Origin of the sequence: Plantactinospora sp. B24E8 (assembly GCF_039871735.1) — a bacterium.
Lineage (GTDB): Bacteria > Actinomycetota > Actinomycetes > Mycobacteriales > Micromonosporaceae > Plantactinospora.
Genome location: NZ_JBDPMH010000019.1, coordinates 46,585 through 63,380 on the forward strand (window position 1 = coordinate 46,585; position 16,796 = coordinate 63,380).

Consider the following 16,796-nt stretch of genomic DNA (forward strand, 5'->3'; position numbering starts at 1 on the left):
ACCGAGGATGGAGTCGCACGTGGACGGTCCCGAGATCCGGAACACGCCGGCCGGTTGCCTCGCCGGGCGTTCCGTCGCCGTGGTGCACGAGTGGTTCGGCGCCACCGGCGGTTCGGAGAACGTCTTCCGGCAGATCGCGGCACAGGTACCGCACGCCGAACGGTTCGTGCTCTGGAAGGACCGTGACGCCGACGAGCCGGGGCTGCGTGAGTCGTGGCTGGCGAAGACCCCGTTGCGGCGGACGAAGGCGGCGGCGCTGCCCCTGATGCCCCTGGTCTGGCGGACGCTCAGTCGGGAGCGCTTCGACGTGGTGGTCTCCTCCAGCCATGCCTTCGCGCACACCGTCCGGCTCGGTCCACCCGGGCCGACCCGCTACCTGAGCTACGTCCACTCGCCGGCGCGGTACGTCTGGAGTCCGTCCTTCGACGGGCGGGGTGCGCATCCCCTGCTGGTCCCGCCCCGCCGGGCCCTGCAGGCCCTCGACGTACGGCTCAGCCGGCACGTGCACGGTTACGCGGCGAACTCGCGGGAGGTCCAGGCCCGGATCCGCCGGTACTGGCGGCGCGACGCGGAGGTGATCAACCCGCCGGTGGACGTGGACTTCTTCGCCGCCGCGCCCGAGGCGGACCGGCACCAGTCCCGGGACTACCTGCTCGGGGTGGGACGCTGGATCCCGTACAAGAACTTCGACCTGATCATCGCGATCGCGGACGCCGCCGGGCTGCCGTTGGTCATCGCGGGTTCCGGGCCACAGGAGCGTCAGTTGCGTCGGGCCGCGGCGCGGGCCTCGGTGCCGGTCACGTTCGAGGTCCGGCCGGACCGGGCCCGGCTGCGCCGGCTCTACTGGGGTGCCCGGGCGCTGCTCTTCCCGGTCCACGAGGACTTCGGCATCATCCCGGTGGAGGCGCAGGCGTGCGGCACTCCGGTACTGGGTCTGCGGCGGGGCGGCCTGCTGGAAACGGTGGTGGACGGGGAGACCGGCTTCCTCGTCGACTCCCTGGACCCGCGCGACTACGGGCCGCTCGTCCGGCGGCTGCCGGAGCTGACGGCGGAGCGGACGAGGACGTCGGCCGAGCGGTTCTCGACCCGGGAGTTCGCGGCCCGGATCACCGCCTGGCTGGAGGCGGGCGCCCGGGGATGACCGGCACCCCCGGGCGGTGGCCTCAGAAGATCAGGGTGTTCCGCAGGTAGGTCGCCACCCGGCGCAGCTCCAACGCGCCGTCCCGGGGCGCGGTCAGGCGCAGCACCAGTTGCCGGTTGACCACCCCGTCGTCACCGCCCCGGAAGAAGGCGACCACCACGAGACCGTGCCGCGGCTCACCGTTCTCCTCCAGCGAGCTCGTCTCGACGTACGTCGAGTGCTGGCCGCTGCGGATCCACCGTTGCCCCCAGGCCTCCTCGGCCTGCCGCATGGCGACCTGCTGTGCCTCGTCACACGGTTGCGGGCAGTCCCGGACGACCAGTTCACCGCCGTACTTCGGCCCCGCGCCGTCGGGTACGCCGCAGTTGTACCTGACGAATCCCTGAGCCCGTCCGGCGAGGCTGCACTCCCAGCCGGCCGGCACCTTGAGCTGGAAGCCCAGCCCTTCCAGGTCGGACAGGGTTCGGACGTTGTCCCGCTCGGTGAAGCTCGGCCACTTGGTCGGCCACGCCCCGGCGGTCGGCGGCTCGAGCCCGGGTTGCAGCGGCGGGTTGGTCGGCGACGGCATCGGCGGCAGCGCCTCGGCCGTCGGGCTGGTGGTCGGGGTGACCGGGTCGTCGCCGCCCTGACTGAGCGCGAACACCGTTGCGCTGACGGCCAGCACGACGACGACCGCGGCGGCGCCGACCAGGATCCAGAGCCGGCGACGGCTCGGCGCGGGCTCCGAGGGCACGATGTGCCGCACCGGCGAGTAGAGCGGGTCGTACCCGGAGGGGTCCGGCGACGGGGGCCCGCTGGTGGGATAGGTCCCCGGCATCTCCGGCAGCGGCATCGGCGGACCGGAGGTCTGCTCGGGCGGCACCGAGATCTGGTGCGGCGGGCCCGAGGTCTGGTGTGGGGGTACGGAGATCTGGTGTGGGGGTACGGAGATCTGGTGCGGCGGGCCCGAGGTCTGGTGTGGGGGTACGGAGACCGGGTGCGGCGGGGCGGAGACCGGGTCCGGGGCCACGCCGGGCTGCGGCGGACCGGCCTGCCAGGGGCCGTTCGGTGGACTCGCGGTCGGCGCCAACTTGGTCGTCGGGCTGGCCAGTTCCTCGTCGGATCCGGTCGGGTCGGATCCGGCCGCCAGCCCGTTGGACCCGTCCGACGGGGACGACGGCACCGGTCCGGCCGCCACGACCGGGTTTTTCATGGTGGCCGCCTCGTCGTCGGCCGTGACCGACCCCAGCGGTCGGCACTCCATACCGAGGGCCAGGAAGAGTTGTTCCGCGCCGGCGCTGTCGGCGGCGGAGTACGCGACCCAGGGCGCCGGCGCGGTGAGGTCGGCGTGCGCGAAGCGTGATCCGCCGCCGCCCGGCTGTGCCAGCGCGTGTGCCGTCCCGGCGAACGCGTCCCGCCAGCGTTGATCGGTCGCCACCGCGGCGTCGAGGACGGCGGCGGTGAAAGAATTGCCCTGCCCGTCGATGGCGGACCAGACACTGCCGACCTGACAGACACTGATCGCTTCGATGAACCGGTACGGACCCACTGGCTGCATCCCCACCCACTTCCGCCGTTCCCGTCTGCGGATCCTAGTGCGCCGGGGCCACCCTGCCCTCCGCGGCACTGCCGGTCGCGTGCTGACCCGCCCGGTCGCCCGGCGATAGTACCCGCCCGTTGACGCAGAGTGTCCCGCCGTCCGGTTTACTCCGTGGCGACCACCGGTGCATGCACCGATCCGGACGGACACCTACGCCGTCCTGGTGGCGCTACCCGGGATCCGTCTGATGTGGACGGCCGGCGACCGGGTCGTCCGCGGACCGCCTGGTCCCGTCGGCCAGGGTCAGGATGGCGGTGGCGGGGAACAGGCCGACGATCTCGACCTCGTCGTACCGGTCGGTCCAGCGGGGGAGCCACCCGTCCGGACCGGCCGGCTCCCGTATTGCCGCCAACCGTGTCTCGGGTGCCACCGGGGTGGGGCCGGGAGGGGCCGGTAGCGCCGCGTCGACAAAGCCGAGGCGGTGACCGGGCGGCCGAGCGCGGCGCGGACCGTGGGGAGCCGGACGCCGGCGTCGCTGTGGCCGACCAGCACCACCAGGCGCCGGGGCGGGGCGTCGGTCAGCGCCGCGCGCACCGCTGCCGCCACCCGGGGCTGGTACGGCGGGCCGTCGGTCGCCTTGTGGGGTAATAGCGCTGTTCCGCCGCTGCGGTCGGCTGCGGCTCGGTACGCTGACCGCGCGGCAAGTCCGGCAATCCACGCAATTGCTACCCAACTGGCTGGTGCCGGTCGTCAGCGCGCGGACTGCCGCCCACCACGACCTCTGGGCAACGGGTGGCCGGGCCAGCGAGGCGAGTACGCGAGAGGAAAGAGTCGGGTGCCCTATCTGACCGTCGGCGTGGAGAACTCCGCGCCCATCGACCTGTACTACGAGGATCATGGTGCCGGGCAACCGGTGGTGCTGATCCACGGTTTCCCGCTCAGCAGCGCAGCCTGGGAGAAGCAGATCGGGCCGCTGCTCGGCGCCGGCTACCGGACCATCGCCTACGACCGCCGGGGTTTCGGTGCCTCCGGTCAGCCGACGATCGGCTACGACTACGACACCTTCGCCGCCGACCTGAACATCGTGATGAACGAGCTGGACCTGACCGACGTCGTCCTGGTCGGCCACTCGATGGGGACCGGCGAGGTGACCCGGTACCTCGCCAACTACGGCTCGGTCCGGGTCAGCCGCGCGATCTTCATCTCCCCGATCCCGCCGTACCTGCTGAAGACCGACGACAACCCGGAGGGCGTGGACCAGAGCGTCTTCGAGGGCTTCATGCAGTCGGTCATCGCCGACCGACCGGCCTACCAGACCAGTTTCATGCACGACTTCTACAACCTCGACGAGAACCTCGGCCAGCGGGTCAGCGAGGAGGTGGTCCGGGCCAACTGGCACACCGCGGTCGGCGCCTCGCCGATCGGGACGCTCGCCTCCATCACCACCTGGCTGACCGACTTCCGGCAGGACCTGGCCCGGCTCGACGTACCGTCCCTGATCATCCAGGGGGACGCGGACCGGGTGCTGCCGTACCCGGTCACCGGGCAGCGGATGCACGCCGCGGTGCCGGGCAGCCGGCTGCTCACCCTGCCGGGCGCGCCGCACGGCATCCCGTGGACCCACGCCGACGAGGTCAACCAGGCGCTGCTCGACTTCATCCGGACCCCGGCCGAGGCGCTGGCCTGAGCACTGGTTCCCGGCCCCGGGTCAGGGCTCCGGCGCGATCAGCCGGTCGTCGGCCGCGTCCCGGACCGTGATCGCCTCGACCGGGCAGGACTCCGCCGCGTCGCGTACCGGTTCGGCCGGCGGTGTGGTCGGGGAGACCGGGGTGGCGAAACCGTCGACCAGCCGGAAATGGTCGGCGGCGGTGCCGGCGCAGATGCCCGAGCCGATGCAGCGTGCCGGGTCGACGCTGACCCGCCAGGCGCCGGTCACCAGGTCACCGGCAGGGAGATCAGGCCGCGCACGATCAGCCCGCTCTTCCAGACCAGTTCCGGCTCCGGCACCGCGAGCCGCAACCCGGGCAGTCGGCTGACCAGCGTACGGAGCGCCACCTGGAGTTCCATCCGGGCGAGTTGCGCGCCGACGCAGTGGTGCACGCCGTGGCTGAAGCCGACGTGCGGGTTCGGATCCCGGCCCAGGTCGAGCCGGTCCGGATCGGCGAAGACCTCGCCGTCGCGGTTGGCCGAGGTGAGCGACGCGAGCACCGGCTCCCCGGCCCGGACCAGCACCCCGCCGAGCTCGACATCCTCGAGCGCGTACCGGGGGAAGGCCGAGGCGACCCCGAGCGGTACGTAGCGCAGCAGCTCCTCCACCGCGGACGGCATCAGCGCGGGGTCGGCGCGCAGCCGGTCCAGTTCCGCCGGGTTCTCCAGCAGCACGTAGACGAAGTTCGGGATCTGGGTCACCGTCGTCTCGTGTCCGGCCGCGAGCAGGCCGGCGGCGAACTGCACCACCTCGAACTCGGTGAGCCGGTCCTGGTTCTCGTCGCGGGCCTGCACCATGGCACTGAGCAGGTCGTCGGTCGGTGCGTCCCGGCGCTTCGCGAGCAGCCCGCCGATGTAGCCGTACAGGTTCTGCAGGTACTCCTCGATCTTCTCCGGGCTCATCGAGGTGGTCGAGACGATTGCCCCCGACCAGACGTGGAAGAGGTGCCGGTCGTCGAACGGCACCCCGAGCAGTTCGCAGATGACCTGGATCGGCAGTGGGGTGGCGAACCGTTCCACCAGGTCGACCGGAGGGCCGGCCTTGACCATGTCGTCGACCAGTTCGTCGGCGATCTGCTGGGCACGGGCCCGCAGCAGCTCCACCCGGCGGGCGGTGAACGCCTTCGCGGCGAGCCGTCGCAGTCGGGTGTGCTCCGGTGGATCCATCGAGAGCAGGCCGCTGCCCAGCGGTCGTGGGCTGATCCGCGGCTCGTCGTGGTCCAGCGAGGCGGCCCGGCTGAACCGGGCGTCACCCAGCACGGTTCGTACGTCGTGGTAGCGGGTGGCGAGCCAGCCCTCCTCGCCGTACGGGAGCCGGACCCGGATCACCGGCTCGGTCCGCCGCAACTCGGCGTACCGGGGATCGACGGTGAGCCGGTCGGGGGCGGAGAACGGGTACGGTCGGGCGGTCACCTGCCGGCTGTCCGTCATCGCGGTCCTCCTGTCAGCGGTCGGCGGTCGGCATGCCGGGCGGGCGCGGCTGTCCGGAGGCCCGTCAGCGCCGGGTGAATCACTGATCGCGGATCGTATCGAATTATGATGATCGATACCATTGGTGCCGGCGCCCGGCCGGGGCGCGCGCGATGTGCCGGATTCTCCGGCGGCCGGGATCCGGGTGGGCGGCTGTGAGTATCCCGGGTTACCCTTGCTGCTGGATGCCGTGCGGTGACCCCTGTCGATGCCTGGGTCGACCGGCCATCCCACGATCGGCCGATCGGTCAGGCCGCCTCGGCCGACCGTCCACCGGCTACCGGCCATTTCGGACGGTGCCGCGCCGCTCGCGATCAGCGGTGTTTCGTCCCGTGCACATCCGCGAGCAGGGCATTGAAGACTTTCGTTAATCGAGTCTTTCGCGCTCCTGGCGAATCCGTGTAACCGCTGACTGGCCTGCTGTCGGGTGTGGCTGGGCCGAACGGACGACCCGGCCACCGCCGGTTCGACCGGCGCCCGCGGTGGCGGCCCGCGCATCCGCGCCGGACGCCCCCGTCCCCCCATCCCGTCCAGGAGGAGCAGATATGCACCCCCCACCCGATGGTGTGCGTGCCGCACGCCGCAGAGCCACCCGGCGACGGTGGGCCCGGCTGATGGTGCCGGTCCTGATCGTCGCCGGGCTCGGTGTGCCGGTGTCGGCCCGCGCCAACCCGGTCGGTGTCGGCGTACCCGTCATGTTCGACCTCACCGACAACCAGGGCGCCTGGTTCGACACCGGCGCGACCCTGTTCGGCACCAACTCGCTCGGCGTCGCGGTGACGCCCCGGACCCGGCTGCTCGACCTGCCGCTGGACAGCATTCCGCTGCTCAACGGCAACCTCGGCGAGCTGCTCAACCTGCCGATCATCGACGGTGACGCACCGCTGCTCGGCCAGCTCGGGGTCGACCTCACCACGTTGCTCAACCTCGACGAGCTCAACGACGCGATCGACGACGCCGGTGGGGTGCTGGGCTTCCTGAACCCCACCGTGCAGCGGGCCAAGACCCAGGTCAACCAGCTGCGGCAGCAACTGACCGGCAGCAGCGCCAGCGACGCGGTGCCGCTGTCCAGCCTGCCGGTCGGGCTCAGCCTGATGGACACCCTGGCGGACCTGCAGGAGATCGCCCCCCGGGACCTGAGCCTGGTCCCGAAGGCGAAGTTCAAGGTGGCGGCCCCGGACGCCGCTTCGGCGCACTCGGTCACCAGCCTCATCTGGCCGGTCGGGGCACCGGAGTTCGACCAGGGCAGTGCGTTCATCGGCGACGTCGAGACGTCGCTGGCCGAACCGGGGCTGTACGCCTGGGCCTGCAAGATCCATCCGTACATGCTCGGCGCGGTGGTGGTCGACGACCCGCTGACCCCGGGTCTCGACTTCGGCCGCCAGCTCAACGTCGCGGTCAAGGGCGGCATGGTGGTGCCCAGCTCGTCCGACGTGGTGCAGCAGCTGGTGCAGAAGTTCTTCCGGATCACCTCGCCGACCAACTGGCAGACGTACAGCAACACCGAGGAGCGGGCGTGGAACCCGTCGTACCCGCCGGCCCCGATCCTGATGTACGACGCCGCCGGCCAGCCGGTGCTGGTGCCGCTCCTGGACGCCTTCTACGAGAGCAAGTTCAACGAGGGGGTCACCCTGCCGGCGCTGACCCAGCGACCGGCGGTCCCCGGCGTCGGCGAGGTCTGGGTCGACACCCAGATGGAACAGTTCGCCGGCAAGTCCAAGTCCGGGGCGGCGACCAAGGTCGACGTGGTCAACTGGACAGTGGCTCGGAAGGTCGCGCTGCCGCAGATCAACATGAACAACCCGCACAACATGTGGAGCGACCGGGACGGGCGGTACATCTACCAGACCGAGTGGTTCTCCGACCGGCTCACCGTCTTCGACCGCACCACCGGGCAACTCGTCCGGACCATCCAGGTCGGCCCGGATCCGTCACACGTGATGACCCGGGCCGACACCGACCAGCTGCACGTCGCCATCAACGGCGGTAACGCGGTGGTCGAACTGAGTCCCGGGGCGACCGCGGTCGACCGGCGGATCCTGGTGCAGGGACCGGGCGAGACCCCGGCCCACCCACACGCACACTGGATGAGCGCGGACGGCCAGACGATGGTCACCCCGAACGTCAACCACCACGACTCCACCGTGGTCGACGTACCGACCGGGGCCATCACCAAGATGCAGACCGAGGAACTGCCGATCGCCACCGGCATGATGCCGGACAGCTCCAAGTACTACGTGGCGAACTTCCTCGGCCAGAGCGTCTCCTGCATATCGCTGGCCGGGCCGGCCTGCCGCGCCGACAGCGGCGGCACCGTCGGCTACAAGGCGATCGACCTGTGGGACACCTACGACCCGGTCAGCGGCGCCACCACTGGACCCTTCGGTGGCCTGCCGATCCAGATCCCGGTCAGTCCCGACGGCCAGTACGTCCTGGTCGCCAACACGCTGACCAGCAACGTCATGGTGATCGACACCGAGACCGACAAGGTGGTGAAAACCCTGCCCTGTGACTCCGGCTGCCACGGCATCAACTTCGGAGCCAAGCGGGGCGGCGGTTACTACGCCTACGTGTCGAGCAAGTTCTCCAACGCGATGGCCGTGGTGGACGGCGATCCCAACGGCGACGGCAACCCCGCCGACGCGGCCGTGGTCGGCCGGATGGTGCTCGACGCGGCGGCCGGCACGGCCACCGACGACACCGTCACCGGCTACAACGGCATGGGCGGTCAGGGCGTCTTCGCGTTCCCGATCGTCTACAACGGCTGGGTCCAGAACACCCCGGCCGCCATGGCCGACCAGCTCACCTGTGCCCAGCTGAACCCGATCAACACCGGCATCTGCTCCTGACACTCCCGACCCCGACGAGTGAACCTTCCTCAGAAGGTTCAGTGGGAGGGAGGGACCGTGAAGCGGACGGTCCCTCCCTCGCTCAGGGGCGGCTCACATCGTGTGGCGCCGGGCAGCCGACCCGCCTTCGACGGGTGCCGGCCGGCCCGCGATGCCGCGCGCTCCCAGGAAGCGTAGACGAGGAGAGACCCCATGTCCGACCTGAGCTTGCCGGGACGGCGGTTCGCCGTCCTCCGGCAGGTGCTGAGAACCACCTCGCCGCCGGTCCGGCGGCTCGTCGTATCCGCCCTGCTCGCCCTCGCGGTGATCGCGGCGGGCGCGGCCATCTTCGCCCCACAGGCCGCGATGGCCGCCAACCACACGGTCACGATCCGGAACTTCACCTTCTCCCCGGAGGTGCTCAACGTCGCCCCTGGGGACACCGTGACCTTCGTCAACCAGGAGACCGACGGCACCCTGCACATGATCCGGGGTGACTTCACCTCGCCCGACCTGCCGCCGGGCGCCAGCTTCACGGTGACCATCACCGCGGCCCGCTCGTACTCCTACTTCTGCGGCAACCACCCGTACATGCTCGGCACCATCAACGCCGGGTCGACGCCGCCGACCACCGCCGGGCCCACCCCGACCACACCCCGGCCCACCACCGCCGGTCCGACGCCGACCCCGACCGCCACGCCGACGCCCACCCCCACCGGAGGGCCGACCCCGACCCCGACCCCGACCGGGCCGCCGCCGGGAGCACCGCCCTGCCAGAGCCCGACCGTCGGCGCCGAGCAGGGCGACGGCACCCGGCTGGCGACGTACGAGACGGTCGGCGGGGTCAAGGTGTTCAAACTCTGCATGGCCCCGTTGAACCTGGAGGTGTCGGCCGGGGTGGTCAGACCGGCGTACGCCTTCAACGGCATCGTCCCCGGACCGACCCTGAAGGTGAACGAGGGCGACAAGCTGCGGTTCATCGTGCAGAACAACCTGCCGGAGCACACCGCGGTGCACTGGCACGGGATGGAGTTGCCGAACGCTCAGGACGGCGTACCCGATCTCACCCAGCCGCACATCATGCCGGGGGAGACCTACGTCTACGAGTGGACCGCCAAGACCACCGGCACCCACTGGTACCACTCACACATGGGCGGCGGCCAGGTCGGCAAGGGTCTGTACGGCGCCCTGGTGGTCACCCCGACCCTGGGCGACATCGCCGCCGACAAGCACTACACCCTCGCCATCGGGGACGGATCCAACGGCTTCACGATCAACGGCAGGTCGTACCCCTCGACCACGCCGCTGGCCGCGAAGCTGGGGCAGCGGGTGCACATCCGGCTGATCGGCACCGGGCCGGAGATGGTCCACCCGATGCACCTGCACGGGATGTCGTTCCAGGTGGTCGCCCAGGACGGGATCAAACTCGCCTCGCCCTACACGGTGGACACGCTGACCGTGGCACCGGGACAGACCTTCGACATCATCTTCCAGCCCAGAGAGGTGGGGAAGTGGCTGTTCCACTGCCACATCTTCTCCCACTCGGAAGGACCGGACGGGATGATCGGGCTGGTCACGGTCCTCGACGTGACGGCGTAGCCGGCTGAACCGTCACACTCCCTTCCCGCGTACCGGCCCGGCCCCGCGACGCCGGGCCGGTACGCGCCGCCCGCCCCGAGAGGACCCGCACGATGCCCCGTCACCCGAGCCGGCCGCCCGCCCTTCCCACCGGCCCACCCGTCACGCCGAGGACATTCCAGGTCGCCACCCGCCGGCTCCACCGAGGCGTGGCCGCCCTCCGGCTCCACCGTGTCGCGGCCGTCGCCGTGCTGCTCGCCGTGCTCGCCGGTACGGCCCTGGGGGCGCTGGCCGGACCGGCCCCCGCCCGGGCACACGCCGAACTGGTCCGGTCCGTCCCCGCCCAGGGACAGGTGTACCAGCGCCCACCCGAGCGCCTGCGACTGCAGTTCACCGAGCCGGTGACGATCCCGGTCGAGGGCGTACGACTCTTCGACAGCCGTGGTGAACCGGTGTCGGTGGGCGTACCGGGCCATCCGCCCGGTGACGCCACCACCGTGGAGGTGCCGCTTCCGGCCGCCCTGCCCGACGGCGGCTACACGGTGGCCTGGCGGGTCACCTCCGCGGACAGCCACCCGGTCGGCGGCGCCTTCACGTTCAGCGTCGGGGCCGCCGGCAGCCCGGTCGCCGCGACGGATCGGGCCCCGGGCGCCGGATCCTCCGGGTCCCGTGCCGGGCCGGCGTACGGCGTCCTCCGGTGGACCGGTTTCGCCGCCCTGGCACTGCTGGTCGGTGTCGCCTTCTTCGTGACGTACGCCTGGCCGGCCGGTGCCGTGCGACGCGGCGTACGACGGCTGCTCTGGCTGGGGTGGGCGGCGTCGCTGGTCAGCGGGCTGGCCGCGTTTCTCGCGTACGGCCCGTACGTCGCCGACCTGCCGCTTCGCCGCGCGTTCGACGGCGCGCTCCTGGCCACCACCCTCGACACCCGGCTCGGCGTGGCGCTGATCGTCCGGACCGGGCTGCTGATCCTGCTGATCCCGGCCCTGCTGGTGCTGACCCGCCGGCCCAGCACCGGCACCGGGGCGGGGAGCGGCCCGCGTCGGCCGGCGGCCCGGGTGCTGCCTCCGGTTGCCGTCCTGCTCGTCGGCGCCGGACTCGCGGTCACCTGGGGAGTCGCCAACCACAGCGCGGCGGGGGAGTACCGGGTGCCCGCGCTGGTCTCCGACGTGGTCCACCTGGTCGCGATGGCCGTCTGGCTCGGCGGCCTGGTCGTGCTGGCCGGGGTGCTGCTGCCGGCCAGGGACGTCTCGGCGATGCGTACCGCCGTACCGGCCTTCTCCCGCAGCGCCCAGGTCAGCGTCGGACTGCTGGTCGTCACCGGGATGTTCCAGCTCTGGCGACAGGTGGGCAGCCTGCCCGCGCTGCTGGAGACGCCCTACGGACGGCTGCTGCTGGTGAAACTGAGCCTCGTCCTGGTGCTGCTCGCACTGGGCACGCTGGCCCGGTCCTGGGTGCGGCGGCACTATCCGGGCCGCCCGGCCGCCGCCGTTCCGGTCGTTCGCCGCACCGCCCGGCCGCCGGGGGCAGCCCCGACCAGGCCGGACCACACCCCAGCGGTACGGGTCGGTCCCCGGGCGGTGAAGGTCGGCGCGTCGACGGGCGCTCCGGCGCTGAAGGCCGGCGCTCCGGTGGTGACGGCCGGCGCTGCGGTGTTGAAGGCCGGCACTGCGGCGGACGGGGCGGCGGGCGGCCCGGCGGGGCGGACCGGCGCGTCGACGGGCACCCCGGACATGAAGGTCGGCGCGTCGACGGGTGGTCGGACCGGTTCGGGAGGCGGACCGGCGACCGCTCCGACCCGCCGGGTCGGGCCGTCCGATCCGGATCCGCACCAGCTCTACCACTTCGGACGCCGGATCTCGTTCGAGATCGTCCTGGGGCTGGCCGTCCTGGGCGTGACCGCGGCGCTGGTCGCGACCCCGCCCGCCCGGGGCGCGTACGCGGACCGGCTGGCCGGCCCACCGGCCGGCGCCGCCGGACCGGCCGCGCCGGCGGGCACCGCGGCTACGGCCGAGACCAACCGGGGGCCGGTCCGGTTCGACGCCGGCTCCGGCCCCGCCGCCGAGGGACTGCTCCTCTTCGACCTGCTGCCGCGCCGGGTCGGCGACGTCACCGCACACGTGTCGATCCTGGATCCGGCCGGCCGGCCGAAGGAGGTGCCGGAGATCCGGGTCGCGCTCCGGCTGGCAGAGCGCGACCTGGGTCCGCTCGACGTGTCACTGCGGGCCGCCGGGCCCGGTCATCACCTCGGCACGGTCACGGTGCCGTTGCCCGGTGCGTGGGAGGCGGCGGTGACGATCCGGACGTCCGACGTCGACCAGACGACGGTACGGATCCCGGTCACGATCTCGCCGTGACCGGGCCGGCCGTCGGATTATCCGCCAGTTGCCGGCGGCCGGAGTACCGCGACCAGGGTGCCATCCACCATCGTGATGTCGAACTGTTCCGGCTGCACCAGGTTCCTCGGAAGGCTGATCTCCTGCGGGTTGGTGCCGAACGGGAACTCGTCGGCGCGGTACCTGAAGAGCAGCTTGTCGTCCTTGACCGGCAGCACGATGACGTCGACCCGGTCGTACGGGTTGTCCCGCAGGCGCGCGGCGAACTCGGCGGGGCTTGCGGACCGGCCCAGCTCGGTGAGGAAGGCCAGGCGTTGCTTGAACCGGCCGGTGGGATGGCTGTAGTTGGCGTTGAACTGCACAAAGCCGTAGTAGGGGTAGAGGGCCATCAGGTCCGAGTTGGCGGTGAGCACCACCGGCCGGCCCGGCCCCTGGTAGCGGGCGTCGATGATCTCGCTCAACCGGGCCGGCGCGGGTTTCCAGGCCACCGCCTCGGGCCGGTGGAATCCCGGCAGCTGCCCGTTCGGCAGGGTCCGGTTGTGCGCGTGGTGGATGTCCGCCAGGACGACGTCGACGAACCGGTCGCCGGCGAAGACCGCGAGCAGCACCCCGCCGGTGGCCGCGAGCCGCCCGACCACGGCGGCGGTCAGGTGGCGGTGGGCGTAGCCGGCCACGCGCACCAGGGCCATCGCCGCCGCCGCGAGCAGGATCACCGGCACCAGTTCACGCATCCGGAACGACATCAATGGCTTCGACACGACCAGGAAGAGGAAACCGACCGCGTGCCAGACGTACGTCGACACCAGGAGGACCAGCAGCGCCCGGGACAGTGCCTCGCGGGCCGTCACCACCAGGAAGACCAGACCGATTAGACAGAGCACCCCGATTACCGAGGGCTCCAGCATCGGTAGGGCGAGCCGCCCCGACTGCAGGGTTATCCACCGGTTGTTCAACGACTCGAAGTGTGCCGAGGTCAGGAAGTTCCAGGCGAGCGGTGCCCAGTAGGGACTCGAGCCGAGGGCCGAGACGCCGAGCACGGCCAGCGGCCGGGTCAGGTCGCCCCAGGCGATCCGGCCCTGCCGGCGGTTCCACAGCAGGTGCAGGACGAGCGCGACCGGAATGATGAAAAAGAAATAGTAGTAGACCGTGAACAGGACCGCGCCGATGGCGCCGAGCACCAGCGGGTGCCAACGCCGTAGCCCGGACCGGGTCAACCCGTGCCCCACCTGCAGCCACCAGGGCACGAACGCCACGAGGACGATCCAGGCGTAGGTCTCGCCGAGACCGGGGACGAGGAAGGGCACCACGGAGATGAGCGCGGCGACCCGGGCGGTGACGATTCGCCGCCACAGCAGGTAGGACACGATCGGGGCGAGGAACGTGACCGCGATGGTGCCGTACTTGAGCATGTGCCACGGCACGACGCCGGCCAGGTCCCCGGCCCGGCCCAGCACCCAGAAGTACGTCGGCGCGTAGTACGCCGGCAGACCACGGTAGGTGTAGTCACCGCCCCACCAGGAGTCTCCGAACCGGGTGACCGCCGCGGTCCGGAACAACTGGTCGCCGTCGAGGGCGTACAGGTCGTACGGGGTGCCGTGCAGTCCGACCAGCAGCGTCAGCGCGCCGAGACCGCCGAACAGGGCCGGGATCAGGTCGGCGTCCCAGGACTGTCCACGACGCCGGGCCCACCAGACCGCGGTGACCGCCACGGCCCCGACCACGAGCGAGCCGGCCCGCAACCCGTACTGGACCCGCCCGGAGAACGGGTGGTAGTCCCCGGCGAGGATGGCGAGCAGTTGGATGCCGAGCACCACGAGTCCGACGGCGGCGGCGATGAGCAGCGGACGTACCGCGACCAGGCCCCGACGCAGCCGGTCGGCGCGTACCCCGGGGTCGTACGCGTCGGAGACGGGTGCCACGGCGGCCGGGACCTGCGCCGGTCCGGCCGGGCCGCCCGTACCCGCCGTGGTTCCCGCGCCGGCGTCGGGGCTGTCGTCGTCGTGCCGGCCGGAGGCGCTGTCCTCGGTGGCGTCCGCGCCATCCTCCTCGGGCGCGGCGGAGCCGGCGGGGGAGGACGCCGGGTCGGGGTGTCCGTCCGTCGCATCAAGAACGCGTGCCACGGCTGCTCCAGAGATCAGTGAACGGAAGCGGGCCGTCGTAGGGTAGCGGAGGTCGCCCGGTTTCCGGGGCCGGTGCCCGGTCGCCGCCGATCGGCCGGCCCGGCCGTCACGGCGGATGCCGTCACTTGGTCGCTCCGCTGGTGAACCCGTTGTAGATGAAGCGTTGCAGCAGCAGGAAGACGATCAGGGTGGGGACGATGACCAGGATCACCCCGGCGGAGATCACCTCCCACTGCGCGCCGAACGGTCCCTTGAACCGGAACAGCGAGGTCGAGATCACCCCGAGTTCGCTGTCCGGCATGTAGAGGAACGGGATGTAGAACTCGTTGTAGATGGCGATGCCCTTGACGATGACCACGGTGGCGATCGCGGGTTTCAGCAGCGGCAGGATGATCCTGAAGTAGATGGTCAGGTGGCCCGCGCCCTCGATGGCGGCGGATTCGTCGAGTTCCCGGGGGATGCTGCGGAGGAACTGTTGGAAGATGTAGATCGAGATGATGTCGGTGCCCAGGAACAGGGCGATCGCCGACCAGCGGGTGTTGAACAGGCCGAGCTGGTTGACCACCTGGAAGGTCGCCACCTGGGTGGTCACTCCGGGCACCAGGGTGGCGAGCAGGAACAACCCGATGACCGTACGACGCAGCCGGAACTCGAATCGGTCGAGCGCGTACGCCGCCATCGAGCCGATCAGGACCGTGCCGGCGAGTGAGACGAGCAGGATCAGGCTGGTGTTGGCGAAGGCGCGCAGCATGCCGCCCTGGGTGAACGCCGTGACGTAGTTGTCGAGGTTGAACCAGTTGCCGGGGGCGTCGAACGGGGCGCCGTTGACGAACTCGTCGTTCGTCTTCAGCGAGGCCATGAAGAGCACCAGCAGTGGCAGCAGGACGAGCAGCGCGGCCCCGAGCAGGGAGAGGTACTTCAGGACGACGGCCAGCCGGGCTGCGATCCCCTCGGGCCGGTGCCGTCGGCCGGGCGTCGGTCGCCGCGCCGGCCGATCTCGACGGCCGACCCGGGCCAGCCGTCGGCCAGCACGGCCGATCCGGTCCACCGCGCGATCGTCGGTCAGGCTCACGACAGGTTCACCCTCTCGTCGGGAACGACCCGGCGTTGCACCCAGGTGACCAGCAGGACGATCAGGAGCAGGATCACGGCCATCGCCGAGGCCAGCCCCACCTTGTGGTAACGGAACGCCATGTTGACGGTCTGGATCACGAAGGTCTCGCTGCCGTTGGCCCCGCCGGTCATGATCCACGGAATCTCGAAGACGGCGAGCGAGCCGGAGATGGCCAGGATGAACGAGAGTCCGATGATCGGCCGGATGCCGGGCAGGATCAGGTAGCGGAACTGGTGCCAGCGGTTCGCGCCGTCGATTTCGGCCGCCTCGTGGAGCTGGGCGGGTATCGACTGGATGGCGCCGAGGAAGAGCACGAAGTTCAGCCCCAGGTAACGCCAGACCGACGTCCCGGCCAGCGAATAGTTGATCACCTCTGGGTCGCCGAGCCACTGCTGGGACAGTCCACCGAGTCCGAGGAGCCGGAGCGCCGAGTCCAGGGTCCCGCCGGGCTGGAAGAAGTACAGGAAGACCATCGCGATCGCGACCCCGTTGATCAGGTACGGAAAGAAGATGATCCCCTTGAAGAGGTTCCGGAACCTGACGTTGAAGCTGAGGACGGTCGCGAAGTAGAGCGCCAGGGCGATCTGCAGTACGGACGCGCCGATGTAGTAGAGGCTGACCCGCAGCACGCCGAAGAGCTCGGGCCGGGTGAGGATCTCGACGTAGTTTCCCACGCCGACGAACTCCTTGGTCGGGCTGAGCCCGTTCCACGAGGTGGCGCTGTACCAGAACATGTTGGCGACCGGGATGTAGGTGAAGGTCGCCAGCAGCGCCACCGGAAGCAGCAGGAACAGGTACGGGGTGACGACCCGCTTGCGGCGTCGTGGCGGCTGCCGTCGGGGCCCGGTCGGTCCGAGGCGCCACCGCCCGGCGGGTGGCCCGGGCACCCGGCTCGCGGTGTTCGTCGGAGTCACCATCTGGTACGCCCACCTTCCGGTCAGGTCCCGGGCCGGGACTGCATCGGCCACGTGGTGCGCTGTACGGGG

At 71.2% G+C, this 16,796-nt stretch carries 12 protein-coding genes; 5 read left to right on the forward strand and 7 right to left on the reverse strand.

Translation table 11 applies throughout. The features are described from left to right. The first annotated feature begins 7 nt into the window (after window positions 1–7). Window positions 8–1,141, forward strand: a complete 1,134-nt coding sequence (locus ABGB21_RS24070; RefSeq protein ID WP_347679683.1) for a glycosyltransferase — start codon at window positions 8–10, stop codon at window positions 1,139–1,141. 22 nt (window positions 1,142–1,163) lie between these two features. Here the strand turns inward: ABGB21_RS24070 and ABGB21_RS24075 are convergent, their stop codons facing one another. Both ABGB21_RS24075 and ABGB21_RS24080 read right to left on the reverse strand, forming a co-directional pair. Beyond that, window positions 1,164–2,678 carry a hypothetical protein gene (locus ABGB21_RS24075; protein WP_347679685.1) on the reverse strand — a complete coding sequence of 505 codons (1,515 nt, stop codon included), beginning with the start codon at window positions 2,676–2,678 and terminating at the stop codon, window positions 1,164–1,166. 211 nt (window positions 2,679–2,889) lie between these two features. Beyond that, window positions 2,890–3,090 carry a hypothetical protein gene (locus tag ABGB21_RS24080; protein ID WP_347679687.1) on the reverse strand — a complete coding sequence of 67 codons (201 nt, stop codon included), beginning with the start codon at window positions 3,088–3,090 and terminating at the stop codon, window positions 2,890–2,892. A gap of 405 nt (window positions 3,091–3,495) precedes the next feature. On the opposite strand from ABGB21_RS24080, the gene ABGB21_RS24085 reads away from it, so the two are divergent. Next, complete coding sequence (locus ABGB21_RS24085; protein WP_347657739.1) at window positions 3,496–4,347, forward strand: alpha/beta hydrolase; 852 nt, start codon at window positions 3,496–3,498, stop codon at window positions 4,345–4,347. A 21-nt stretch (window positions 4,348–4,368) separates the two neighbouring features. Here ABGB21_RS24085 and ABGB21_RS24090 read toward each other — a convergent pair whose 3' ends face one another. Further along, window positions 4,369–4,596 carry a ferredoxin gene (locus ABGB21_RS24090; protein ID WP_347657738.1) on the reverse strand — a complete coding sequence of 76 codons (228 nt, stop codon included), beginning with the start codon at window positions 4,594–4,596 and terminating at the stop codon, window positions 4,369–4,371. Beyond that, window positions 4,593–5,798 (reverse strand): cytochrome P450, encoded by a 1,206-nt coding sequence (locus tag ABGB21_RS24095; protein ID WP_347657737.1) that lies wholly within the window; start codon window positions 5,796–5,798, stop codon window positions 4,593–4,595. The genes ABGB21_RS24090 and ABGB21_RS24095 overlap by 4 nt, the downstream gene beginning before the upstream one ends. A 653-nt stretch (window positions 5,799–6,451) precedes the next feature. On the opposite strand from ABGB21_RS24095, the gene ABGB21_RS24100 reads away from it, so the two are divergent. From ABGB21_RS24100 to ABGB21_RS24110, 3 genes are all read left to right on the forward strand, one after another. Beyond that, window positions 6,452–8,686: a copper oxidase gene (locus ABGB21_RS24100; RefSeq protein WP_347657736.1), complete on the forward strand. Its 2,235-nt coding sequence runs from the start codon at window positions 6,452–6,454 to the stop codon at window positions 8,684–8,686. A 192-nt stretch (window positions 8,687–8,878) separates the two neighbouring features. Beyond that, window positions 8,879–10,264 (forward strand): multicopper oxidase domain-containing protein, encoded by a 1,386-nt coding sequence (locus ABGB21_RS24105; RefSeq protein WP_347657735.1) that lies wholly within the window; start codon window positions 8,879–8,881, stop codon window positions 10,262–10,264. 92 nt (window positions 10,265–10,356) lie between these two features. After that, the gene (locus ABGB21_RS24110; protein ID WP_347679689.1) at window positions 10,357–12,597 is read left to right on the forward strand and encodes a copper resistance protein CopC; all 2,241 of its coding nucleotides are present in this window, start codon (window positions 10,357–10,359) and stop codon (window positions 12,595–12,597) included. A 17-nt stretch (window positions 12,598–12,614) separates the two neighbouring features. On the opposite strand, the gene ABGB21_RS24115 is transcribed toward ABGB21_RS24110, so the two are convergent. From ABGB21_RS24115 to ABGB21_RS24125, 3 genes are all read right to left on the reverse strand, one after another. Next, a complete protein-coding gene (locus ABGB21_RS24115) occupies window positions 12,615–14,696 on the reverse strand; it encodes an arabinofuranosyltransferase (protein WP_347679691.1) in 2,082 nt (693 codons plus the stop codon). Between the two features lie 121 nt (window positions 14,697–14,817). Then, window positions 14,818–15,768: a carbohydrate ABC transporter permease gene (locus ABGB21_RS24120; protein ID WP_347657732.1), complete on the reverse strand. Its 951-nt coding sequence runs from the start codon at window positions 15,766–15,768 to the stop codon at window positions 14,818–14,820. Continuing rightward, complete coding sequence (locus tag ABGB21_RS24125; protein WP_347679693.1) at window positions 15,765–16,778, reverse strand: sugar ABC transporter permease; 1,014 nt, start codon at window positions 16,776–16,778, stop codon at window positions 15,765–15,767. Before ABGB21_RS24125 ends, ABGB21_RS24120 begins: the two co-directional genes overlap by 4 nt. Between the last annotated feature and the right edge of the window lie 18 nt (window positions 16,779–16,796).

Excerpts from the sequence above, each read along its gene's own strand:
- ABGB21_RS24110 (WP_347679689.1), top strand. The coding sequence starts at position 10,357 with ATGCCCCGTCACCCGAGCCGGCCGCCCGCCCTTCCCACCGGCCCACCC.
- ABGB21_RS24070 (WP_347679683.1), top strand. The coding sequence starts at position 8 with ATGGAGTCGCACGTGGACGGTCCCGAGATCCGGAACACGCCGGCCGGT.
- ABGB21_RS24105 (WP_347657735.1), top strand. The coding sequence starts at position 8,879 with ATGTCCGACCTGAGCTTGCCGGGACGGCGGTTCGCCGTCCTCCGGCAG.
- ABGB21_RS24075 (WP_347679685.1), bottom strand. The coding sequence starts at position 2,678 with ATGCAGCCAGTGGGTCCGTACCGGTTCATCGAAGCGATCAGTGTCTGT.
- ABGB21_RS24100 (WP_347657736.1), top strand. The coding sequence starts at position 6,452 with ATGGTGCCGGTCCTGATCGTCGCCGGGCTCGGTGTGCCGGTGTCGGCC.
- ABGB21_RS24095 (WP_347657737.1), bottom strand. The coding sequence starts at position 5,798 with ATGACGGACAGCCGGCAGGTGACCGCCCGACCGTACCCGTTCTCCGCC.